The 23,666-nt window shown below is 42.8% G+C and carries 15 protein-coding genes; 8 read left to right on the plus strand and 7 right to left on the minus strand.

From position 1 onward, the window contains the following. The first annotated feature begins 289 nt into the window (after positions 1-289). Together rapA and FQ083_RS10100 are read left to right on the plus strand one after the other, a co-directional pair. Positions 290-3,178: an RNA polymerase-associated protein RapA gene (gene rapA / locus FQ083_RS10095; protein ID WP_188004103.1), complete on the plus strand. Its 2,889-nt coding sequence runs from the start codon at positions 290-292 to the stop codon at positions 3,176-3,178. A gap of 244 nt (positions 3,179-3,422) precedes the next feature. After that, on the plus strand, positions 3,423-4,325 hold the full coding sequence (locus tag FQ083_RS10100) for an acyl-CoA thioesterase (RefSeq protein WP_020444398.1): 903 nt from the start codon (positions 3,423-3,425) through the stop codon (positions 4,323-4,325). Positions 4,326-4,430: 105 nt separating this feature from the next. On the opposite strand, the gene FQ083_RS10105 is transcribed toward FQ083_RS10100, so the two are convergent. The 5 genes from FQ083_RS10105 to FQ083_RS10125 all read right to left on the minus strand — a co-directional run bounded on the left by FQ083_RS10105 (position 4,431) and on the right by FQ083_RS10125 (position 12,829). Continuing rightward, positions 4,431-6,149 carry a DUF262 domain-containing protein gene (locus tag FQ083_RS10105; protein ID WP_149409744.1) on the minus strand — a complete coding sequence of 573 codons (1,719 nt, stop codon included), beginning with the start codon at positions 6,147-6,149 and terminating at the stop codon, positions 4,431-4,433. 42 nt (positions 6,150-6,191) lie between these two features. Continuing rightward, positions 6,192-7,460, minus strand: a complete 1,269-nt coding sequence (mutY, locus tag FQ083_RS10110) for an A/G-specific adenine glycosylase (protein WP_223145236.1) — start codon at positions 7,458-7,460, stop codon at positions 6,192-6,194. 243 nt (positions 7,461-7,703) lie between these two features. Further along, positions 7,704-8,660: a ribosome biogenesis GTPase YlqF gene (ylqF, locus tag FQ083_RS10115; protein WP_041772331.1), complete on the minus strand. Its 957-nt coding sequence runs from the start codon at positions 8,658-8,660 to the stop codon at positions 7,704-7,706. Positions 8,661-8,819: 159 nt separating this feature from the next. After that, positions 8,820-11,939 (minus strand): DUF2339 domain-containing protein, encoded by a 3,120-nt coding sequence (locus FQ083_RS10120; RefSeq protein ID WP_149409746.1) that lies wholly within the window; start codon positions 11,937-11,939, stop codon positions 8,820-8,822. A 152-nt stretch (positions 11,940-12,091) separates the two neighbouring features. After that, on the minus strand, positions 12,092-12,829 hold the full coding sequence (locus FQ083_RS10125; RefSeq protein ID WP_149409747.1) for a dienelactone hydrolase family protein: 738 nt from the start codon (positions 12,827-12,829) through the stop codon (positions 12,092-12,094). Between the two features lie 160 nt (positions 12,830-12,989). Here FQ083_RS10125 and FQ083_RS10130 point away from each other — a divergent pair, with 160 nt between their 5' ends. Then, on the plus strand, positions 12,990-13,553 hold the full coding sequence (locus FQ083_RS10130) for a YcgN family cysteine cluster protein (protein WP_149409748.1): 564 nt from the start codon (positions 12,990-12,992) through the stop codon (positions 13,551-13,553). Between the two features lie 52 nt (positions 13,554-13,605). On the opposite strand, the gene FQ083_RS10135 is transcribed toward FQ083_RS10130, so the two are convergent. Further along, positions 13,606-14,949 (minus strand): DUF4105 domain-containing protein, encoded by a 1,344-nt coding sequence (locus FQ083_RS10135; protein ID WP_149409749.1) that lies wholly within the window; start codon positions 14,947-14,949, stop codon positions 13,606-13,608. A 276-nt stretch (positions 14,950-15,225) separates the two neighbouring features. Here FQ083_RS10135 and FQ083_RS10140 point away from each other — a divergent pair, with 276 nt between their 5' ends. The 5 genes from FQ083_RS10140 (at position 15,226) to FQ083_RS10160 (ending at position 22,622) form a co-directional block, all read left to right on the plus strand. Further along, positions 15,226-16,125, plus strand: coding sequence for an HlyC/CorC family transporter (locus FQ083_RS10140; protein ID WP_011514586.1), 900 nt, complete (start codon positions 15,226-15,228; stop codon positions 16,123-16,125). A gap of 307 nt (positions 16,126-16,432) precedes the next feature. Then, positions 16,433-18,007 carry an apolipoprotein N-acyltransferase gene (lnt, locus tag FQ083_RS10145; RefSeq protein ID WP_149409750.1) on the plus strand — a complete coding sequence of 525 codons (1,575 nt, stop codon included), beginning with the start codon at positions 16,433-16,435 and terminating at the stop codon, positions 18,005-18,007. A gap of 136 nt (positions 18,008-18,143) precedes the next feature. Then, positions 18,144-18,569 (plus strand): hypothetical protein, encoded by a 426-nt coding sequence (locus tag FQ083_RS10150; RefSeq protein ID WP_011514584.1) that lies wholly within the window; start codon positions 18,144-18,146, stop codon positions 18,567-18,569. A gap of 312 nt (positions 18,570-18,881) precedes the next feature. Next, positions 18,882-20,444, plus strand: a complete 1,563-nt coding sequence (locus FQ083_RS10155; RefSeq protein ID WP_149409751.1) for a peptide MFS transporter — start codon at positions 18,882-18,884, stop codon at positions 20,442-20,444. A gap of 360 nt (positions 20,445-20,804) precedes the next feature. After that, complete coding sequence (locus tag FQ083_RS10160) at positions 20,805-22,622, plus strand: aminopeptidase P family protein (protein ID WP_149409752.1); 1,818 nt, start codon at positions 20,805-20,807, stop codon at positions 22,620-22,622. A gap of 75 nt (positions 22,623-22,697) precedes the next feature. Here the strand turns inward: FQ083_RS10160 and FQ083_RS10165 are convergent, their stop codons facing one another. Next, positions 22,698-23,570, minus strand: a complete 873-nt coding sequence (locus tag FQ083_RS10165) for a hypothetical protein (protein ID WP_262881101.1) — start codon at positions 23,568-23,570, stop codon at positions 22,698-22,700. Positions 23,571-23,666 lie beyond the last annotated feature (96 nt).

Below are 23,666 nucleotides of genomic sequence, written 5' to 3' on the forward strand. Positions count from 1 at the left end.
CCCAACTTATGCTTAGCCTTGACTTTATCTTGCAGAAATCTGCTCTTGAAAAGTGAACTTAACGCACTCATCTAAGCGCTAACGTTATATAATGATCTGTTTTATCGACGGATTTGGCTTACAAGCTGATGTGCCTGATATATCTCGTGACAATATACTGAATAACCGTATATTGAATAAACGTATATCCAATAATTATCAGTTCGTCCATGTGACTGAGCCAGCAAGCATGGCTTGCATCGTAAACTACCTATTTTCTTATCATCTGAGTACAAAAAGACATCGCCCTATGACTATCTCTATCGCTTCATTGCACAGCACCGAATTCGCCGTTGGTCAACGCTATTTATCTGATACGGAGTCCGAGCTGGGCTTAGGTGTGGTCATCGATGTAGACGACCGATGTGTGCACATTTTATTTCCGCAAAGTGAAGAGACGCGCGTTTATGCAAAAAACTCTGCGCCGTTATCTCGTGTGGTGTTTAAAGTCGGCGATAGTATCTCTGATCAGGCAGGTAAGAGCTATACAGTAAATGCTGTTGAAGAAGTAATGGGCGTGCTCAAGTACAGTGTAAATGAGCACGAGAAAGCCATCATGGAAACTCGTCTGGCTGCTAATATTACTTTGGCGAAACCACTTGAGCGTTTGCTAGCAGGTCGTATTGAGCGCAGTGATTGGTACGATTTGCGTCAAGATATTTTGCGTATGCAATCAGCGCTTGCAGGTCACCCGCTCAAAGGCTTGATGGGGGCGCGCGTCGATATCATTGAGCATCAGCTCTATATTGCTCATGAAGTTGGCAAACGTATCGCACCGCGTGTGTTGCTGGCTGATGAAGTTGGTTTGGGTAAAACCATTGAGGCAGGTTTGATTATTCATCAGCAGCTGCTGACGGGTAAAGCTGAGCGTGTATTGATTCTTGTACCAGACAGTCTGCAATACCAGTGGATGATTGAGCTGCGCCGCCGCTTTAATCTCAACTTTGCCTTGTTTGATTTGGTGCGTACCGCAGCGATTAAAGAGCATGACCCTGAGCAAAATGTCTTTATGACTGAGCAATGTGTCATCGCTGGTATGGATTTACTCCTTGACCATCCTGACTTGTATGATCAGGCGATGGAAGCAGGGTTTGATTTACTGGTCGTCGATGAAGCGCATCACCTGCATTGGGATGAAGCTCAAGGCGGCAATGATAAGTACGACCTCATTGCAGATTTTGCTGAAGAGACGGCAGGAGTCATGCTATTGACGGCGACACCTGAGCAGCTTGGGGCGCAGAGTCACTTTGCCCGTTTGCGTCTATTAGACCCAGATCGCTTTGATGACTTGGATGAGTTTATCGACGGTCAAGATGCCTTTGCAGAAACGGCAGCCGTCGCCAGACTACTAATAGAAGATAAACCTTTAAGTGATGGTCAAATTGCCGCACTGAGCAGTTTACTGACGATTAGTATCGATGAATTAGCAACGATTAACGAAGACGAAAAACTCCGTACTTACGCCCTAAATGAATTGCTAGATCGCCATGGTACGGGACGTATTTTATTCCGTAATACCCGTGAGAGTGTAAAAGGTTTTTATGGTCGTAGTAGCCAGCCTTATCCACTGCCATTACCTGAGGCATGGGTCGACAGCTATCAAACCAATGGTAAATTGCGTGAACAGCTATGGGGCGAAGAAAATCAACCTGATGGTGGCTGGTTGGAAGATGACCCACGTGTGCCTTGGCTGATTGATATCTTAAAGGGTGAGCTTAAGCACAAAAAAGTACTGTTAATTGCCCGTAGTGGTGCGACCGTTGAAAGCTTGGAAGCAGTATTGCGTCTGCATGCAGGTATTAAGACTGCTATCTTTACCGAGCAGATGACCTTGCTTGAGCGTGACCAAGCCGCGGCGTTCTTTGCTGATAGTGAAGGCGCGCAGATATTATTATGCTCAGAGATTGGCTCGGAAGGTCGTAATTTTCAGTTTGCAAGCCAGCTGATATTATGGGATTTGCCTGCCAATCCAGATACCTTGGAGCAGCGTATCGGTCGTCTAGATCGTATTGGGCAGACGCAGCAAATCATGCTACATGTACCTTATGTGCAAGGTACCGCGCAAGAGCGTCTGTATCAGTGGTATAACAATGCGCTAAATATGTTCAATCAGATTTCACCAACAGCGCAGAGCGTACAAGAGCAGTATATCCAAGAGCTAAAACCGATGCTTGAGGGTGCCGATAACGACGTCAATCGTGCAATATTAGCAGATATTATCGCAGAAGCAGCACAGACACGACAGGGACTTGAAACACAATTGCAAGCTGGTCGTGATCGTCTATTAGAATACAACTCATGCCGTCCGCGCGTTGCTGGACGTATCGCTGATGCCATGCGCGATTTTGATGGGCACAACCTATTACCACAGTTTATCGAGCGCTTTTTTGCTTCGGCCAATATCGAGCATAATATCCAACGCGATGGCTCGTGGGTGATTGCCCCGATTGACAGCACAGAGATTAGCGATTATATCGATGGCTTGCCACTTGGTGATGAAGATGGCATGACCCTGACTTTTGAGCGTGAGCAAGCGCTGCAACGTGAGGATATTGCTTTTATCACGCATGAACATCCATTGATGCAGGCGATTTATGAGCTAGCAAGTACCAGCACCTTTGGTAATACCACGGTTGCAATGCTAAAAAGTGCTGCGGTACCACAGGGCATGGTGATGTTAGAAGTGAATTTCCGTGTAGAAGCCATTGCGCCAAAACTGCTTAACTTGCCTGCAACCTTGAGCACGCAAAATATCCGCGTCTTTATCAGTGAGCAGGGCAGCGATTTGTCAGCGCGTATCAGTGCCGATATGATCATGCCGCACATTGAGCGCCTAGATAAAAACCGCGCCCGCCAAGTGATTAAAGTACGCGGCGATGTCATCGAGCAGCGTTACTATGAAGCGGAAGATATTGCCCGTCAGCAGTTGGCTGAGATTGGTGAGCAAGCAAGTGCCCGCTTTAGCCAGCAGTGGTCGCGTGAGATCAAACGTCTTAAGCATCTACAAACCATCAATCCAAACGTGCGTCCAGCAGAGATTGAGCGTTTAGAGCAGCTAAAATTACAAGGCGAGCAAGCATTGGCGGGCTTGTCATTGGTGCCAGATTCTATCCGTGTATTGGTGGCAGTAAAACCATAAATTTAATACAATAGTAAAAACGAGGTGTATTTAAGCATCTCGTTTTTATTTATGACTTTTTATCATGAGTTTTCGATAATCCATTTATTGCTCATCTACAGATTTATCTTGTATATTACTGCTATTGATTTCATATTATTTAAATTAAAACGCCATATCGGCTCAAGCCATATCGTCTTGATATTCTTTGGCGCTTATATCTAGATGCTTGGCGTTATTGATAAAAATAAGGAAAGTAATCGTCATGTCTGATTATTCACAACTAATAGATGAGCTATTGGCTACCGTCGCGCTCATCGAAGTCAGCCCTGATGTATTTGAAGGTAAAAGCCATGACTATGTCGGTGCCCGTATCTTTGGTGGGCAAGTGCTCGCACAAGCGATCATGGCAGCAGCGCATACGCTTGATGAGGATAAACCTTGTCATTCATTGCATGGGTATTTTTTGCGCGGCGGTGATATTAACCAGCCGGTGATTTATCAAGTGCGCCGCTTACGTGATGGGCGTAGTTTGTCCGCGCGCGAAGTAACAGCGATTCAGTATAAGCAAGTACGTGGTAAGCCGCCGGTTGAGCAAGTGATATTTTCAATGATTGCCTCTTTTTCACCGATGGAAGAGGGCTTAGAGTATCAAGAAGATATGCCTGTTTATCCACCGCCTGAAGACTTACTTGCGGAGCAGGATCTAAAAGAAGACTATGTTGGTAAAGTTCCAGAGGCATTAAAATCTCGTTTTATGCGCCGTCGTCATATCGAGATTAAACCAGTAAAACCGCGTGATCCGATCCATCCAGAACCAATGAAACCTAAGCAAGCGAACTGGCTGCGTATCCGCGAGCTTGGCAATCAACCCGTCGCGATTCAGCAAGCATTACTGGCATTTTCCTCTGATTTTTATTTGGTTGGCACGGGGCTGATGTCACATGGTATTAGCTTTATGACCAGTGGCTTGCAAGCTGCTAGTATCGACCATTCGATGCATTTTCATCGTCACTTTGACCTAAATGATTGGCTGCTATATGACATGTGGAGTGATACGACATCCAATGCGATGGGGCTCAATCATGGTCAGTTTTGGCAAGATGGGAAGTTGGTCGCGACCGTACAACAAGAGGGCTTAATGCGTCTGCGTGTACCGAAGTCTTAAATCTAATAATATAGCCGCTATTTAGTTAATAAAAATCCTGGCATATAGCGGCTATAGTATTATAGAGTGTCCATATGATATGACTTTTTTACTTCATTTATTAAGCTAAAAAATGACTTTAGAGTAAAGTGCGTTACATATGTTTTTAGTACGTTCTAAAATTTTATCTTCGTTCCATTGAGGGTTATCTAAGAAAAATTTAGCTAATGGATAACCTGTTTGGATAAGTAAGGTTATTTTCTCATTAATACTCTTATCTTTTAGTTCATGACCATTGGTATTTGAGTCAGTTAAGATGAGATTCCCGATACTTCCAACAATATCATCCTCTAAACCTGTTTTGGTTCTAGCTTCAGGTATCAGGTGTTCTATAGTCAAGTTGTCATGATTGATATCTAAACCATTGCTATTATTCCCAACTAATCTTCTTAATGCATATTTAATAATAGATTTATTTTTAGTCTTATTTGATAGATAATTTAGTTCTAAAAACTTAACTTCGAATTCTTCGTATGAAGGTAGTTTGCCTTTTAGTTTTCGACTTAGGCTGACCAAAATTCCTTGTATTTCGTCTTGACTATCAGTATTCGATAAATCTATTGCATGTTGAGAATACATAGTTGCAACACTACCTGACGAGCGTTGCTGTGTGATTGCATTAAAAACAAAATGAAAATGCTCAATCTTATCAAGCATGTTTTTTAATTGCTTTAGTGTGATTTTTCTTTCTTGATAAGCTGATAGTAGGGCTAATACAAAGGATGACTGTTGTTTAACTTTGAAACTATTTAGCGCTTCTAACGATAATTTTATTTCAAACTGCTCTTTAGACCATACTGCATTTTCGGGACTGAGCATTACACAGTAATTTATAGCAGACGTGCTTAAGCTCTCTAATAGTTCTTTAGCGTTATTGGGAGATTTCGATATATAGCTTTTAATACATGAGAACAGTTTTTTATCAGTCGTATATTCTTGTTTCGAAATCCAGTAGTGCAATAGAAAAGCATCTATTACATCATTCTCAGCTATATCATCGAACCCTTTAATAAGTTTGTTCCAAGCTTGTTTAGGACTATCATAGGTTGTATTTGAAGATTTAATAGTTTTTAGAAGGAGGTTTTTGACCAAATCAGAAGTTCTTAAATCTCGCCCTCGTGCGTTTAGAGTTTCGAAGATTAAATAGGCATCATCCTCATTATCTAGTTGTATAAAAACAAGCTTCAATGAAAGGAATTTATCGCGTAATGCCTTTAATTTAATGATAGAGTTTTCAGGTGTAAAAAGATCCTGCTGAAGATTGACATCAGAAATTTCTGGTATGTGGGCTTCTAGCTTTTCTGAAAGAAGATCATAAGCTAGTTTTAAGTTTGCCTCTTCTGCACCAACGTCGCAGTCAAAATTTATTTTAGAAGGCGAGTCTTCAAAAGACTGAATATGTGTTTGTAAATAAGGAAAAGAAGTTTCTGTATCTAACACGAACTCATCAATGAAATCATTATTAGGTCTTTCAATATATCTGTGAATTCCCTTTGCTAAATTAGTATCGCCTAACTTAGCAAAAGCGTCTCTAATAACAGATAATACTATTGTGATTGTTGTTAAGCGCTGTTGACCATCAACGATTCCAAAGTAGGGCTTTTTAGTCTGATAGACGACCATAGAGCCGATAAAGTAACTATCAGTCATATCATTTATAATATCGTCCCAAAAGTTCTCTACTTCAGTCTTACCCCATGAGTAAGGTCTTTGAAATCTAGGGATTTTAAATATGCCCAGAGAAAAAATATCTTGAATTTCCTTGTCATCCGCTTCAATTTTCACTGTTAGTTCATTCCTTTAATTTAATGGAGTAAATGACTCATTTTATAATAATTTTTCTGTATTAGACTCCAAAATCTTAACCATTGCTCGCGGTAATCCTAGCGTTGCCTGTGCATCATTAGCGTTTAACCAATTAATATTAATTTCAGCTGCTTGTAATGCCTTGGTTATCTCAGTTACCTGTTTATCGTTTAAAGTTACTGATTGCGGGGTTAAATACCAATGAAAATGGGTCAATGAATGTTTGATAGGCGAATCATCGAGTAATGTGTTGCTGATTGATTTTGTGACCAATTGATTCTTATCTAACCACTCATTAATAATTTGCTCAGCAGTAGTAAATTCTGTCTCGTATATTTTTTCATTACTAGCTACTTCTAAAAGCTGATTATCATTCGCTGCAATTGGTTCCTTGTTTTTATTCTTGTCAGCATCCTTCAAAGCAACTTTTCCACTAATTTTTTCTATAAATGCTAGCGGCAAACTCCACAGTCCGCCCCAAATGCCATTATCAGGGCGCTGTAGCCAAAGTATTTCGCCATTTTCGTTTTCAATAAGCAGTGCATTACTAAATTTACTCGGTTTAGGCTGTTTCTTCGCCTTGACTGGATAGTCCGTCTCACGACCTTGCGCATGTGCCAAACAGTCGTCCTGTAGTGGACATAGTAGACAAGCAGGCTTGCTACGCGTGCATAAAGTTGCACCCATATCCATCATCGCTTGCGCAAACAATCCTGATTGTTCTCTAGGCGTTAGACGCTCTGCCAATGCCCACAGCTCTTTAGTCGTCGCGGACTTAGTGATGTCACCATCAATTGCTGCCCAGCGTGTCAGTACCCGTTTGACATTACCGTCACAAATGACGCCATAACGATGCAAGCCCATTGACATAATCGCCCCAGCGGTCGAAGGACCAACACCTGATATCGCTTCCCAACCTGCCAAGGTTTGCGGAAAGTCGCCAGATTCGTCAATTACAGCGACCAATTGCTTCGCGCCTTTATGCAAATTACGTGCACGCGCATAGTAGCCAAGTCCCGCCCAATGCTCCGCGATGGTGTCCCATTCTGCTGCTGCTAAATCTTGCACTGTCGGAAAGGAGTCCATAAAACGGGCAAAGTAGGGCAGCACGGTGGTCACTTGCGTCTGTTGTAGCATGACTTCTGATAGCCAAACAATATAAGGATTTGGCGTATCGGTCTGGTGCTGTTGCCAAGGCAGGTCATGGCGACCATTATCGGCGAACCAAGCGAGGAGGCGCGGGGCGAATGCGTCTAAAGAAGTTAATGAGTGAGAAAATTGAGTATGCAAGCGTATTCCTTGTAAATTTAACAGGGATATATAAAATTTGGGATTAAGGTTATTTATGGGGTGTAATACGATTGATACAAGACAACAGTAGGTGAGCTTAGTTGTGAGCACCATTGGATAAAATGGCAATTAACTGTATTGTTTGCCAAGTGAGATTGTGAGGATTTTCAGATAAGTTAAAGGTGAATTATAAAGATAAAACAGGTGCGCTAGGCGCACCCTACGAGCTATGTTAATTAGTGTCTACTTCCGATTCTTCCGCGTTTTAAGGCGACGTAAGCGTTTCTCTTCTTCTTTAGCGATTCTTTTTTCTTCTGACGCGATGCGTTGCTCAGCGACGACAACTTCTTCAGCCTCAGTCATAGGAGGCGTCTCCAAAGTGATACGCCCAATCTTACCGCTACGCAGCTCATTAACTAGGATTTCAGACATCCGGTAGGTATCGACTTTATTGCCCGCGCGCACGCAGCCACGATTGCGACCAGCTATTTCAAAAAACTCCCAATCGGTCTTAGGCAGTTCTTCAATTTTATAGCGGGTTTTTAGCAGCTCAGGATAGGCGGTTAATAAATACTCAGCGGTATAACCGGCAACATCCGCAAAATCAAACGCCGTATCACGAATGCCGCCTGTTGCAGCCAAGCGATAGCCAGAGTTTTCGTTTTCGACTTTTGGCCACAGCATACCGGGCGTGTCATAAAGCATAATATCGTCGTCAAGTTTAATCAATTGCTGAGACTTGGTGACCGCTGGCTCATCACCTGTTCTAGCCACGGCGCGCCCAGCCAAAGTGTTGATCAAAGTCGATTTACCGACGTTTGGAATACCCATAATCATGGCTTTGATTTGGCGACCCGTACCAACTTTATTGGGGACGAGTTGTTTACAGATGGCGATGATACGTTTGACATCATTGGCTTTATCAGTATCGCAGGCAATAGCTTTAACACCATTTTGCTGCTCAAGATAGTCCATCCACGCTTGGGTCAGCTCAGGATCAGCAAGATCAGCTTTATTTAAGATTTTGATGACCGGTTTTTCACCGCGTAATGCAGCGACCATTGGGTTTTCGCTGCTATAAGGAATACGCGCATCAATCACTTCGATAACCACATCCATCTGCGGCATAATTTCTTTGATTTCATTGCGGGCTTTGTTCATATGCCCAGGGAACCACTGAATACTTACTCTCTTATCCATCTGCTTTCATAACCTTTTATAAAAAATGCTCAAAGTAAGACGATCGTCATTTACTTTTCATGGTGTTCAGTTTACTACATAAGCCACGTACGGATGCTAAAAAGTAACAATGCTAATAGTGCTCACGCTATAATTTCAATTTACTCTAATAAGAAACTATTATTCGACCTGTTCTGCTGTTCCATCACGCGCCGGCGGCAACGGTGCCAAATAACCAATCAATAAAATCAAGCTACCCGCACCAAGGAAAGAAATCACTCGCCAAATTGCCTCAGTCTGTGACAAATCAACCAAGACCAATTTTAAGACCACAATACCCAATAAGCCAATGCCCATAAACCACAGTGCACGTTGGAGGTAACGACTGGCGATAATGGTGGCGACCAATGCCAGTAGCGTCCATAAAATCGTCAGTCCTGTCTGTACTTGCTCGCTACGCCATGCACCACTAGTATGATCGTATGAGTCAGCTATCCACAGCGGTGTATTAATAAAAGCGTGCAGCGTTCTGACCAGCATACTAGAGAGTATCCAAAAGCTAATCAGCGCTAGTACGATCAACAGCGTGTCACTCTTACGAATGGCGCTAAATAAATTTTGCGAGTGCGCGCCACGTTGACGCAATAAATAAACGCCCAATCCGTAAAACAACACCAGCCACAACGTCACATCATACAAGTTACACAGAGGAAAGTAGGGCAGTCCCCAAATCACGCCATTATAAGAGAAGTTGGTAAAAATGACCCAGCACAGTGTTAACGGCACAAATATTTTGGCGCAACCTAACAGTGCACTTTGCCAGTCAAACCAATACATAGAGAGCGGTGAAATTAGATTTTTCATCTGATTATTATTTTGCTGACGGTACATCAACCAGAGCCCAGCTAACATAAGCACAACCGGCACAAGAATGGTCATCACGCCTTTTGACTCGGGCAAACCATAATGTACAGCCTCGGCCAAAATTATAATGCCAGTACCAAGCCAGCTTGCACTATCGTAGCCTTTTAATTCTGTACCGTTATTGTCGTCGTTATTAGCATTGTTATGCCACGTCTTTAGCCATAATTGACCAAAAATCAGCCAGCCGATGAACAACGTTGTAAATATCGGCCAATAAAAGGCTGTCCATTGATAGTCAAATTCATATTGTTGTGGCAGTTGTAAGATCAGCATCGCATAAAATAACAGCAGCAAACCATGGCTAAATCGTCTGATTTCTCGCCATGAACGATATTGATTGATAAAATGATAAATCATCATGCTAACGACACTTGCTAGGGCAATAAGCGTCGATGTTGCCAATTGCCAGTTGGCAAGCCATTGGTCAAAATCGAGGACTAACACATACAGCAGCCAACCCACCGCAGTGAGCGTTAACAGCCGTATCAAAGAAGGACGTTGCCAAATGATTTTAAACGCGATACTTTGGTTGTTGACACTTTCAAACCATTGCTGAGTTGCTGTCTCGCTAAGGCCTAACGCTTTGCCGTATTCGGACAGCGTATTATTGGCGTTAAGCTGATTTTCATAATCGTGGACAGATGGCATTGAGCCTTGCGTCGCTGTCATAGGCGATGAAATAGGTAATGAAATAGGTAATGAAATAGGCGAATTGCTGGCACGTAAGATAAAGACGCTGGCAATTGCACTGATGGCAGAAATGGTTAATGCGAGCGTTGGATAGTAATCAAGGGTAATGACAAAGGTATTTGATAAAATACCAATGCTAATTAGCTGCAATACTAAACCCAATAATACTGACCATGCACGAAGAGAACGCCTGCCAAACCATACCAATGCTAATCCTTGAACCGACCAGCCGAAGGCAATCCATTCTGCATTTAATGCCAGCGGAATCACTAATGCCAAAAAGCCAAAGCCTAATGCCAGCATCCCTTCCGTAATCAATGCATAACGCTGACTGCGCTGAATAAACGTCCAACCAAGCCCCAAATAAATTACTGCTAAAACTGCGCTAGTGAGGGTTAAAGCGTGATTGATATCGTACAGTAACGCTGAAAATAAACCAAATGCCATTAGCGGTACAGAGAACAGTAGCCCAATATCAATAGGAAACACATAGCTGGCATGCTGACTCTTAATATCAGCAGTCTGGTCGGTATCAGTAGCCATAACGGTAGCGGCGTCACTATCGTCATGAGAAATAGTATCATTGTAAGCAATGATTTGCTGTGCATAGCGAATGACGACGAATAGATACAGCAGTACATGTAGCGCGACGAGTAATACCAATGCCCAGCGTTGATTTTCTATAACTACCGCTAAATTTTCAGTCAATCCCCAGTAGTATGCCAGACCAAATGTCACACTCGCGCCAAATAAATTGAGCACTTTCCATGGGCGATAATGGGCAATAATGGCAATGGTGATATTTAATAACAAGTAATAGCTAAAGAGTATCGTTAAGCTGCCAGTATCTTGACTGGTCAAAATCGGTGCAAAGAATCCACCGGATAATGCTAATAATGCCAAAGGAAAAGCGTTTTGGCGTACCGCTAAAGCGACCGTGACTGCTGATAATATGCCAAGCGCTATAAAGCTTGGCAGACTACCAATCACCTGATAGACGCTATAGGCAAAAAATGTGGTCAGATAAGCAATGGCTAAGCCAGTACCTTGCAAGCTGATACCATAGGCAAAGCGTTTTGCCGCCAGCTTTAAGCCTAATCCTGCCAGCCCTAATCCTATGATAATAATGACTGTTAGCTTGACGCTAATAGGCACTTGGATTAAGTCACTTAGTAAGCGCAGCAGTAGAACCACGCCGATCAGTAAAACCAATACTCCAACACGCACTACTAGGTTGCCACCCAAAAACCAGTTTTGAATCGAATGAAGAAGTGAGGTAACAATAGGAAATGAGCGCTCGTCAGGTTCTATCGGCGCATTAGCGGCTTTATCGATCAAAAGCTGGCTATTGGAAACTGATGATTGTTTTGCAGATGTTGATACAAAGTTATTTGATAGAGGATTAGAGGATAAAGCACTAAGTGGTAATGGGGGCGGCATTGATTTTTCTGTTGATGACAATGCATCATTCCCAGATAATTCGATGTCAAAGATACTTTTCACAGCAGCATCTTCTATAGTAGTGGTACTATTCTTTTGCTGCTCAAGCTCGCTCTTTAGCTGCGCCATGTCTTGACGCAGTTGTGCCAATTGCTGATGCAGCCTAATATAAAGGGCAATCATAATTACTATTAAAGTAATTACAACCAGCCAGCCTAAAGAACCCATCAAAAAATATAGCATCATTCCCACTCAATCTGTCTGTCATTGAGTGATAATGACGCTATTTGATTATAAGCACAAGAGTGACGTACCCAACACGCCACAACTGAGCTTATTCAAAGAAATTTAAAGGGCTTAAATAAGCTTATTGAATGTCAAAGTAGTATAAAAAGCTATTATGCCAAATTGTCTTTCATAAACTTTAGCATATTGTCCCAGCTCTGTTTGGCCGCCGTCTCGTTGTAACCAAGATCGACATCATTTTTCGCTGCGCGCTCATCCGCATTTGGATTGGTAAAGCCATGCTTAGCACCATCATAAACATCAATAGTGTAATCAACGTTCGCCGCATCTAGCTCTGACTTAAGACCTTCTATCGCATCCATAGATACCATAGAGTCATCACGACCATGAGCAACCAATACTTTAGCAGTGAACTGCTCATCGGCAGGCTGCTTCGGTGATGGGTTGCCGTGGAAGGTAGCGACTGCTTTTAAGGGCATACCTTCGCGCGCCATATCAAGGACGATTTTGCCACCAAAGCAATAGCCAATCGCACCTAAGTTTTCGCTATCAACAGCAAGCTGGTCACTGAAATCATTAAGGATTAAACGGCAGCGTGTCATCAGCATATCTGGGTCTTCTAATACTTGCTCCATCCACATATTGGCTTGTGCAGCATCTGAGGTTAGCTTACCTTCACCGTATACGTCCATAGCAACCGCAGCGTAGCCTGCTTTTGCTAAGCGTTCAGTGACATTCTTTGGATGCTCGACTACGCCCCACCACTCTGGTGCGACCAAAATGCCAGCGACAGGATTATCATTTGTCGCATTTTCTGGCAATGCGATATAGCTAATCAATTGAATACCATTTTCTGTCGTACTGATTAATTCAAACGTCTTGATTGACATAGTGTTGTCCTTTTTTAGGTAATGAAATTTACGTTATAAGTATCAGATATCTGTATTTTTTGAGTGATCTATTTGCTGACCTTTACTACCATAACGCCCAACTTAGTCAAAAACAGCTATAATACTGTAACGCTCTTTGTCAAAATGATACGGCAGTTTTATGACCCTAAATTTGTTAAATAACGATGAATCCCACTTAAGAGCTGCTGCGGAGACGCCTTTATTATTTGAAGGTGGCTCGACTGAATCACTGCGCCCGCAGTTTTGGTCACGCTATACGCTAGCAGAATTAAACCCTAGCGAATGGGAAGCCTTGTGTGATGGCTGCGGCAGTTGCTGCTTGATTAAATATATTGATGAGGACGAGCAGGGTAATGTTGATGAAGATTTGGTGGAATATACTGATGTAACCTGCCAGCTAATGGACTGTGCGACCGGCTACTGCACGCATTATGCGACACGCCAAGAGCATGTGCCAGATTGCATTCAGCTGACGATTGATAATCTACCGAATATGATGTGGCTACCGTCGCACTGTGCTTATAAACGCTTATATAAAGGGCAAAGCTTGCCAAATTGGCATTTATTATTGACCCAAGATGCAGTGGCAACCAAGCAACAAATGCGCGCTGCCAATGTCGGCGTAGCAGGGCGCTGCGTGACTGAGATCGGTATGGATGATGAAGAGATGGAAACGCGCGTGGTAAATTGGGTAAAGCCTTAATAAGCTCTGATCTTTTTATTGTTGAAATCTTTAATCTCTTGTAGCAGTGATATCAATGTGAAGCTTGAGCGGCAGATTTAGCATTTGCTTCGGCAATATTTTGCGAATCAGCCAATGGCGGAATAGGAATGCTTTGTCGAATTTGTCGTGAAAATTCGCTGCCATGAATATCGTTGCTATTCTGAAATCCTTTAACCTTTGGATTGATATGGGTGCGCTCATACCACGTATCCATCGACCAAGGTTGTCCTCTATTTTCGGGATTGGTATCTAGCATACCAGCATCATAAAGATAATTGGGCAACCAACCAGAGACCCAAATTCGGTAGTCCCATGGCAGACGATCATCACTGACCAGACGCGCCATGTAAAAGATGATATTGGTACAGTTGCTGGTTAAAGTGTTGTACCACGCAGGCTTGGCATTGAGCTCATCAGCGGCTGTCAAATATGACTCAAACAATGCTTTGACTTCATGCTGCTGTAGATGGCTAATGGGGAATAAATAGACTTGTTCACCGCGTGCGTTAGTACGTGTGTAGATAATATCGCGCTCTTCAGCGGCAATCAGGCTCAATTCAAAACGTCTAAAAAATCCTGCCAATGCCGAAAACGATTCGCCATTCTCTTTACGAATCTCAAATGAAAAGGCAAGTGGTCGCTCATCTTCGAACCGAAAGCTTACCAAAGTATGAGCAATCAGTGGTCCCATCCAATAAGAATTACTAACATCGATACCCGATAGTTTAGACATATCAATCGTGCGCGTCTCCCAGCGCTCTGTCGCTTCTGTGTCGGTATGCCAATCAAAATTTCGTACATTGGTGAGTGTAATCAGATCAGGATTGCTAGGATCGCGCCTATAAGTGACTCTTTCAGAAACTTCTGGCATCCAGTCACGTGATTGCTCTGCTTCAATAGAGAAAAACCAGCCAAGACCGATTAGCCAAAATGTCGTATAAGCGGCTATAAGGCTTTTAGCGACAGTCTTTGCAGAAATACGTTTACTATTCAATTTCCTTATGCCAGTGAGCCTGTTTATCAGTGTCTCAGCCATGCTTGTCCGCAAGCGAATAGCAAGCAGTGCTGCCAGTAGCCCAATGACAGTAATGGTTGTGAACCACGTGATAACTGAATGACCACCGAATTGATACCAAATCGCTAGCAATAGCCAAACCGCTGACAGTAACAGCGTTAGCGCAATAAAAAATTGCAGCAAATAATATCGCCACTTGGGTTTGGTCGGCTTAGTTTTTAGTGGCTTACGATTCGATGGTTTATTCAATGTGCTATTTGCCTTGTCATTATTTAACTGATGATTGCCTAAGCCATTGTCTGAACGATGACCAGTTGAGTGCGACGAAAATAGGCGAGAAAAAAAGGCACGTAGCGACATAAGGTTTATTTTGCCTTTGTGTTGGCTTTTATTAAGAAAGAAACAGGCTTTGACCATAGCAAAAATTGCAACACACTGACAATACAATTTGAGTGAATTTGACGTTGAATGTCGCCAAGCCTTGCGATAAAGTAAACCTGATTAAGATGGATGATTTGTGCTTTAATATCCTCTTAATGATAAGCTGACTGTTTTATTTAGCCTTTTTATCCCCATCTATCATTTTTATGATTCTAATTGCCATTCCATTAATTAAAGAGGTTAACTCACACCATCATGTCTGAAGATGCTCCAAGCCCGAGTAGTTGGTCGATGCGCGGCTTAAAACGCTGGCTATCGACCGCCCCCGAAACCCGAGATGAACTGATACGTTTGGTGCAAGACTCGCGCCAATTTCTAGAACCTGACACCGTGGATATGTTAGAAGGTGTGCTTGATTTGCCTGCAACACAAGTGCGTGAAATCATGACACCGCGCCCGCAGGTGGTTGGGCTACACGAAAGCGCCAGCCTTGCTGAAGTCATGGACATCATCCTTGAAACCACCCATTCGCGCTATCCGGTTTTTGATAGCCAAGATGACGATGCGGTCATTGGTATTCTGTTGGCAAAAGATTTGATTCCTCTGTTGGTGCACATGGTGCGCGATGAAGAAGAGAAAATCAGTAGCAAGCGCTTAAGAGATTTGGTGCGTCAGCCACTCTATATCAGTGAAAGTGCACGCTCTGATACTTTGCTGCGCTCATTACAGCGTACCCAAGTTCATATGGCGATTGTCGTCGATGAATTTGGCAATTTTGGTGGTGTGGTCACGATGGAGGATTTGCTTGAGGAAATTGTCGGTGACATCGTCGATGAGCATGATGATTTTGATGAAGACAGTGACATTAATAATATCGTCGCTGACCCCGAAAAACCCAACACTTGGCGTGTGCAAGCTTCTACCGTGATTGAAGATTGTAACGATGAGCTTGGCTGTCATTTTGATGATACTGATGTCGATACCATGGGTGGCTTGGTCATGCAGACCCTTGGTCATGTCGGAGATTTAGAAGGTGAGAGCGTGGTCATAGACGATTGGCAAATCACTATCACTGATGTCGAAGGGCGTTTTATTCAAAATCTTGAGCTGACTAAAATTAATCCTGAACAACAAATCTTAATTGGCAGCCATTAAACACTCTGTTGAATAAGTTGAGCCTCTTGATTAGAGCTATTAAAGATACACTTAATAAAGGTCATAACCATACAAAAAACACGATTGCGATCGTGTTTTTTGTTTTTTAGCATTTGTAATCACTCTTTGGTCTATAAATTGATCGATAAAACACGCAAATTTACCCATTATTTTGGACAGACTGGTATTATGAGCAAGTTTGATTTTTGACGGCTGTATTGAGCATAATATGCCTGTTTTTATATGAAACGTCGATTGAATCATCAAGATTTGAAATTACTGAATAATAAAGTTTTGGATAACTGCTATGCGTCTGTCTACTGTTGATTTGCAAAAACGTCTAAACCCTGAGAATCCAAAGGGCTTACCTCTGGTGCTGACGGTCTTGATTGCGTGGCTGGCAGGCGCAATATTTATCTTTGCACTCGCGCCTTATGGCTTTTGGCCCGTGGCTTTGGTCTCTCCGGCGATTTTATACGCTTTATTATTGCCACAGATGAGTGGTAAGCGAGCATTCTTTATTGGTCAGACTTATGGCACAGGGCTTTGGTGTGTGGGGGCGTTTTGGTTATATACGTCCATTCATGTGTATGGTGATACGCCAGTATGGCTTGCGCTGATTATGATTGCGCTAATGGGTCTGGGCATGGGGTTATTCCATGGCTTTTTGGCGCTGACTTTTAATCGGCTAGTTGGCAAGCAGCCGTTATCATTTGCCGCGCTATGGATATTGCAAGAGTGGATGAAAACTTGGCTGTTTACAGGCTTTCCATGGCTGTTTGTCGGTTATGCGTTTACTGAGCAGTATTGGCTGTCGTCATTGGCACCGGTCGCGGGCGTGTTTGCTGTATCGTTTGTGGCCGTATTATTAGCAGCCAGTATCGTGGAGCAATTTCGCCGTCGCGGTGGTTATCTGATTGCCACGTTTGCGCTATTAATCATTAGTACTTCTTTGTGGCTCATCAATCCACAATGGACGAAGCCAAAGGGCACACCTGATTTGTCGGTGTCGTTAATTCAGGGCAATATCCCCCAAGACTTGAAATGGCTGACTGAGTATCAAGTAGAGACGCTAAAAATATATGCAACTTTGACCAGTACAGAATGGGAACGTGATATTGTCGTATGGCCAGAATCTTCTATTCCTATGTTTCAAGATGAAGCGGTTGGTTTCATCAATGAAATGGTAAAGATGGCTAAAGAAACCAATACCACATGGGTCACAGGTATTCCTTATCGAGATCAAGCAGACTTTGATCCAAAAATGGATAAGTACCCGCCGTTTTATAACAGTGTGATTGCGCTTGGTAGTGATGCGGAAGGGATGTATAAAAAGCAGCGTTTGGTCCCCTTTGGTGAATATATTCCTTTTGAGGGTATGCTAGATATCTTGCCGAATCTTGCTGGTAGCCAAGATATCATGAGCTATAGCCGCGGTAGTGATAGTCAATCACCGCTGCGTGTACGTGGGCATAATCTGGGCGCGGCAGTATGTTACGAAGTCGCTTATCCTGATACCACGCGCAAAAACGCTATCGATACTGACTTTTTATTGACCATCTCAAACGATGCATGGTTTGGCACTTCAGCGGGTCCGCTGCAACATCTGCAAATGGTACAGATGCGCGCGTTAGAGAACGGACGCTGGTTTATGCGTGCGACCAATACGGGTGTGACTGCTATTATTGACCATAAAGGACGTATCGTTAAACGTGCCCCGCAGTTTGAGCGTACCGTATTACGTGGCGATGTTCAGGCGCGTGTCGGTAATACCCCTTTTATGCGCTTTGGTAATTATCCTATTTTAATCGTGATTGCGCTACTATTGTTATTGAGCTATCTTGGCAAACGATCGACGCCTCAAACACGTACGATTGAGTAATTACACCGTAAATATGCGGTGGCTATCATATTTTTCGATAATAAAACCTTTAATTAGTTGAGGGTTTTAACAAATCGACATAAATTGCGATATAATAGCCCAATATTTTAAATATTTTGTGCAAGGTGGATAAGGTATGTCAGAACATATTGTCGAAAACAACCCTAAAAAAGAGCTATTGTTGACTTTAGGCGGTGTTGCCTTATTTTTAGGTATCGTCTTATTGATCGGTATTTCTGGTTTCTTGCGCCCAGCGGGAGAGCATATCACTGCTGAAACTATGCCAGCAGTTGAAGCAGAAGCACCTGCAACAGCAACCGAAGAGGCAGCACCTGCTACTGCCCCAGCAGCAGATAATACCGCAGTGGCGACTGCTACTCCCGCAGATGCGACAGTGACCCCAGCAACTGACGCTGATAGTGCCGTTGTTAGTGCAGAAGCAGGTACAGCTACTGCTGAAGGTACAGTAAGTCAAGCGGCAGTTGCCGATGCTGATTTAACAGCAGAACCTGCTGATGGAGTAGCAGCGGAAACTACTGAAAAAGCGCCTGCTGCACAGTAATTTTGCTGTTTTAGAGTGATAGCATAAATATAGCGATAAGCAAGCTGTCTATAATTAAGTCTCTAAATGTAGCGTTCAGTCTCTACTTAATGACATTGCTATTGCTGCTATGATTACGACTCAGCACAACCATAAAAACCCCGTTCTCAATTATGGAGAGCGGGGTTTTTTTATGGTTGTTTGTGTAATTATTGACCAATTCTCTCTTTACTTGCTTCCGAGCAGGTGAAACAATATTGCGCCTATAAAACCACTGACTAAAAGAATTAGGAATTGGGGCATTATCTAAGTGGAATTTAAGGGAATAGATTTATGAATATAGAATCAAAATCAGAGGTAAGTGCTGCCGAATTGGCATCGCTAGAAAATGGCTTTATGGGACATCCTAAGCCGCTACGCCCGTTATTTTTCACTGAAATGTGGGAGCGTTTTTCTTATTATAGTATCCGTCCGCTACTGGTATTGTTTATGGTAGCGACTGTCGGTAATGGGGGTTTTGGCTTTGATGAAGTGACTGCCTCTGCCATTTATGGTATTTTTGCCGGTTCGTTGTATTTAGCAGCCGTTCCAGGCGGCTGGCTAGCTGACAATTGGCTCGGTCAAGAGCGTGCGCTATGGTGGGGCAGTATTATTATTGCTTTGGGTCATTTGTGTATCGCGCTTTCTGCTATGTTCGGTATGACGCTGTTCTTTATGGGGCTCATCTGTATCGTCTTGGGTTCAGGCTTATTTAAAACTTGTATCTCAGTGATGGTTGGTGCCTTATACCCTCAGAGCGATTCGCGCCGCGATGGTGGATTTACTTTATTTTATATGGGTATTAACATTGGCGCGCTATTGGCAGCACTGATTGTGGGTGTATTTAAAGAAAAAGGGATGTGGCATATAGGTTTTGGCGTTGGTGGACTTGGTATGTTGGCTTCGCTAATCATTTACCGCTTTTCTGCTAAAAAGACGTTAAATCGTTATGCCAGTGCCAAAAACATCACCCCTGAATGGGAGCAAACGACAGGACTGTTTAAAAACGTCGGTCAGTGGGTTGCAGGATTCTTAGCTTTGCTAGTTGCCATCGTGATTTTAGTATCCACTGGTATCATGCCATTTAGCCCTGAAATGGTCGCAGAATATATGACTTATGTCATTGCTGCAGTGGTCATCTTATATTTTGCAATAATGGCTATTTCACCAAGACTGGATAAAACAGATAAGCTGCGTTTGTTGATTTGCTTTATTTTGATTATTGGCTCGACGCTATTTTGGTCAAGTTTTGAGCAGCAACCAACGTCTTTTAACTTGTTTGCCGATCGCTATACAGATCTAAATGTCTTAGGGTTTGAAGTACCCAGTATCTGGTTTCAATCATTGAATCCGTTGTTTATCTTAATATTAGCGCCTATAGCTAGTATTTTATGGGTCAAGCTTGGCAATCGAGGTCTTGAGCCAAGTAGTATGACGAAGTTTGCGCTTGGTATGTTGCTTGCGGCGGCTGGTTTTGCCTTGATGATATTTGCATCAAAAAGCATCTTAACCGCTGATGGCGGCTTGGCATCACCTTTATGGTTGGTAGGTAGTTTATTACTACTGACGCTTGGTGAGTTGGCACTGAGCCCTGTTGGATTGTCTGCTATGACGAAGCTTGCGCCAAAAGGTATGCAAGGGCAGATGATGGGACTGTTCTTTGCTTCTGTTGCACTGGGCAATTTAGTTGCGGCATTCTTTGGTGGTCATGTCTCAGCAGATAAGATTGAAGGATTACCCGGATTGTTTACCACTATGACTGTCTTTTTGGTAGTAACGGCAATTATCTTGCTATTATTGGCAAAACCTATCAATAATATGCTCAAACAAAGCGAGCATGCGGATCAAGCCAGCTAGATAACCAGTTATTGATTAGATAAGTGGTCTAATCAGTGACTGATGATAAGACGTGTTACCATTATAGGTAGCACGTCTTATTTTTTAATTTGGTAAGATATTTACCTAAGGCGATTGAAAGCTGACTGTCTGCCCAAACATCTAAGGGTATTGTTTTTACTCTTACGCTTCATCAACCTTGTCTGATTACTATGCAAAATGACTTTGCCTAATATCATTTACCTAATCTTTGTTATTTTTTAATTCACATGAAGAACCAAAGCAATTTCTCAAATAAGACGGCTATCCATAGTCGCCTCACGTTATTTTTTAAAAACTGTTTTAAATACTAATTTTTAAACACTCATAAGGAATTACCTAATGAATAAACAAGCCATTCATGATCGTATCGAGAGCTTACGTCAAGCCCTAGCAGCACAAGACCTTACTGCGATTATTGTCCCTTCTGCTGATCCGCATCTGTCTGAGTATTTACCAGAATATTGGCAGGCGAGGCTTTGGTTGTCAGGATTTACCGGTTCGGTCGGTACATTGGTCGTTACCGCTGACTTTGCTGGTCTGTGGACCGACAGCCGCTACTGGGTACATGCAGCTGAGCAGTTGGATGGCACGGGTATTACTTTAGAGAAGCTAGCACCGGGTCAGCCAAACCATATCGATTGGTTGGTTACGCATTTGGCGGAAGGTGATAGCGTGGCAGTCGATGGCAATGTACTGTCTATCGCTGAGCAAGATCGCTTGCTTGATGCCTTTGAAGCCAATGATATTACCTTAATTACTGAGCGTGATCTATTGACGGAAGTATGGACTGACCGTCCAGCATTGCCAGCAGCCAGTTTATATGTACATGATGCACAGTTTTTAGCGCAGTCTGCTATCGACAAATTTGCCGCCGTCCGTGCGGGTATGGCAGAGGCAGGGGCGACGCATCATTTGCTCTCGAGCTTAGACGATATTGCTTGGCTGACCAACTTACGCGGCGCTGATGTTGATTATAATCCTGTGTTTTTGGCACATATGCTCATTGGCGAAAACGACGCGACATTGTTTATTGATAATAATAAAGTCAGTAGCGAGATAGCACAAAGCTTGAAAGATAGCGGTATCGCAATTGCTGATTATGAGGCAGTGCAAGACGCATTGGGTATGCTCACAGCCAATGACTTATTGCTATTAGACCCAAGTAAAGTGGCAGTGGGTACGCTATCTAAAATGGCCGATGGCGTAGGTTTTATTGAGCAAATGGCGCCAAGTACTTTGCTAAAATCGGTTAAATCTGACGCTGACATCGATCATGTACGTGAAGCGATGCGTCAAGATGGCGCAGCATTATGTGAGTTTTTTGCCACCTTTGAGCAGCGTTTAGCAGACGGTGAGCATTTAAGCGAGCTGGATGTTGATAGTATGCTGATTGAGGTACGTAGTCAGCAGCCACATTATGTGTCGCCAAGTTTCCCCACTATCGCAGGTTTCAATGAAAACGGTGCTTTGCCACATTACCGCGCAACACCAGAAAAATTCAGCTATTTAGAGGTAAATGAAGGCGAAGGCGGACTGCTACTGATTGATTCAGGTGCTCAATATCAAAACGGCACCACAGATATCACGCGCGTGGTTGGCATCGGTCAAGTAAGCACGGAACACAAACGCGACTTTACCACCGTACTTAAAGCACATATTGCTTTAGCAAAAGCACATTTTCCTGATGGTATTGCCTCACCACTGATTGATGCGATTTGCCGTGCGCCACTATGGCAAGCTCAAATGGATTATGGTCACGGTACGGGTCATGGCGTTGGTTACTTCCTCAATGTCCATGAAGGTCCACAAGTTATTGCTTATAGTGCCAGTACGCCAAAAGAGCGCGCGATGAAAGAAGGTATGATATCTAGTAATGAGCCGGGTCTATACCGCGAAGGTAAGTGGGGGATCCGTATCGAAAACTTGATGGTTAATAAACGTGTTTCTCATCCAGTAGAGACGGAATTTGGTAATTTCCTTAATTTTGAGACTGTTACTTACTGCCCAATTGATACACGTTTGATTGAGCCGTCATTATTAAGTCAAGTAGAGATCGATTGGCTGAATGACTATCATCGCCAAGTATATGCAGAGCTAAAAAATCGCGTCGATGGCGCAGCACTTGACTGGCTAACGGAGCGTACGAAAGCCATATAAACATTGCTCATTTTTAAGCAAGCATAAAAAAGCCCCGTAAATATTTATGGGGCTTTTTTTGTTCAGAGAATGCGTTTAGTTTTTTGGAAGATTACCGTTAGAAAGATTTTTGTCTTGCTCGCTTAAATGTTGAGTCATCTCAGCACGTAGCCAAGATTTTAGGTTTTCAGACATCAGCATCATCTGATCGCTCAAATAATCGTCAATCTGCATTTCAAGCTCATGAATTAAGTCTTTATGAGTGACGCTGAGTTTGGCATCTTTAACAGCTAAGCTGATCGCTAAACTGGCTTTATTGTTGATGGCGTTAATACTGCTATCATTTTTAATAGTGCTGTCATTTTTGATGCTGTCATCATCAATTGCATTAGCATGTTCGCTAATGGTTTTACTATTAGCAATATGTTCCTCATTATCAGACTCATCGTTGATGATAGTATCAACTTTATCGTCGATTTCTGTTTCATCTGCATCAGCTGTCTCTAGTTTTATAGCTGTTTCTAAACGATTTTTATCATCAGCAAACAGTGTCTCTTTTTCTGCTTCTTTTTGAGTATTTTCAGCTTCTTTAGGCTTATTTTTTTCTTCTAAAGCTTGTTCTTTTAACCTGCTTTCCTTTGTTAAGTGAGCTTCTTGTTGACGTTTGGTCTCTTCTGCTGCTTTGATTTTTTGTTCTTCTTCTAAACGCTGTTGTTCAGCACTTGCCTGTTCTGCCGCTTGTTTATCAGCGATTGCCTTGGCGATAGCTTGCTCAGCTTCGTGATTCTCATAGAGATCATCAAGGTGTGCATCTAGGTCATGGGTGCTAAAAACAAAAGTTTCAAATGGCGTTTCAGCTTTCAATAAAGTCGTGATATCGGTGAGTTCTTGGATGATTGAGGCACGGATAGGCTCTGGTGCACACGTCCAGCGCTGATAAAACTGATGAGAAAATGAATAGCTTGACATGGTATCGTCCATAAATGTTGCAAAAATTACCCCTTATCATACGCAAGGATGATAAGGGGCTGCAAGTAGACAATCGTAGTAAATCTGCCACCAAGG

The sequence above is a fragment of the Psychrobacter sp. ANT_H59 genome (assembly GCF_008369225.1).
Classification (GTDB): Bacteria; Pseudomonadota; Gammaproteobacteria; order Pseudomonadales; family Moraxellaceae; genus Psychrobacter; species Psychrobacter cryohalolentis.

Excerpts from the sequence above, each read along its gene's own strand:
- rapA (WP_188004103.1), top strand. The coding sequence starts at position 290 with ATGACTATCTCTATCGCTTCATTGCACAGCACCGAATTCGCCGTTGGT.
- FQ083_RS10100 (WP_020444398.1), top strand. The coding sequence starts at position 3,423 with ATGTCTGATTATTCACAACTAATAGATGAGCTATTGGCTACCGTCGCG.
- ylqF (WP_041772331.1), bottom strand. The coding sequence starts at position 8,660 with ATGGATAAGAGAGTAAGTATTCAGTGGTTCCCTGGGCATATGAACAAA.
- FQ083_RS10120 (WP_149409746.1), bottom strand. The coding sequence starts at position 11,939 with ATGATGCTATATTTTTTGATGGGTTCTTTAGGCTGGCTGGTTGTAATT.
- FQ083_RS10125 (WP_149409747.1), bottom strand. The coding sequence starts at position 12,829 with ATGTCAATCAAGACGTTTGAATTAATCAGTACGACAGAAAATGGTATT.
- FQ083_RS10130 (WP_149409748.1), top strand. The coding sequence starts at position 12,990 with ATGACCCTAAATTTGTTAAATAACGATGAATCCCACTTAAGAGCTGCT.
- FQ083_RS10135 (WP_149409749.1), bottom strand. The coding sequence starts at position 14,949 with ATGTCGCTACGTGCCTTTTTTTCTCGCCTATTTTCGTCGCACTCAACT.
- FQ083_RS10140 (WP_011514586.1), top strand. The coding sequence starts at position 15,226 with ATGTCTGAAGATGCTCCAAGCCCGAGTAGTTGGTCGATGCGCGGCTTA.
- lnt (WP_149409750.1), top strand. The coding sequence starts at position 16,433 with ATGCGTCTGTCTACTGTTGATTTGCAAAAACGTCTAAACCCTGAGAAT.
- FQ083_RS10150 (WP_011514584.1), top strand. The coding sequence starts at position 18,144 with ATGTCAGAACATATTGTCGAAAACAACCCTAAAAAAGAGCTATTGTTG.
- FQ083_RS10155 (WP_149409751.1), top strand. The coding sequence starts at position 18,882 with ATGAATATAGAATCAAAATCAGAGGTAAGTGCTGCCGAATTGGCATCG.
- FQ083_RS10160 (WP_149409752.1), top strand. The coding sequence starts at position 20,805 with ATGAATAAACAAGCCATTCATGATCGTATCGAGAGCTTACGTCAAGCC.
- FQ083_RS10165 (WP_262881101.1), bottom strand. The coding sequence starts at position 23,570 with ATGTCAAGCTATTCATTTTCTCATCAGTTTTATCAGCGCTGGACGTGT.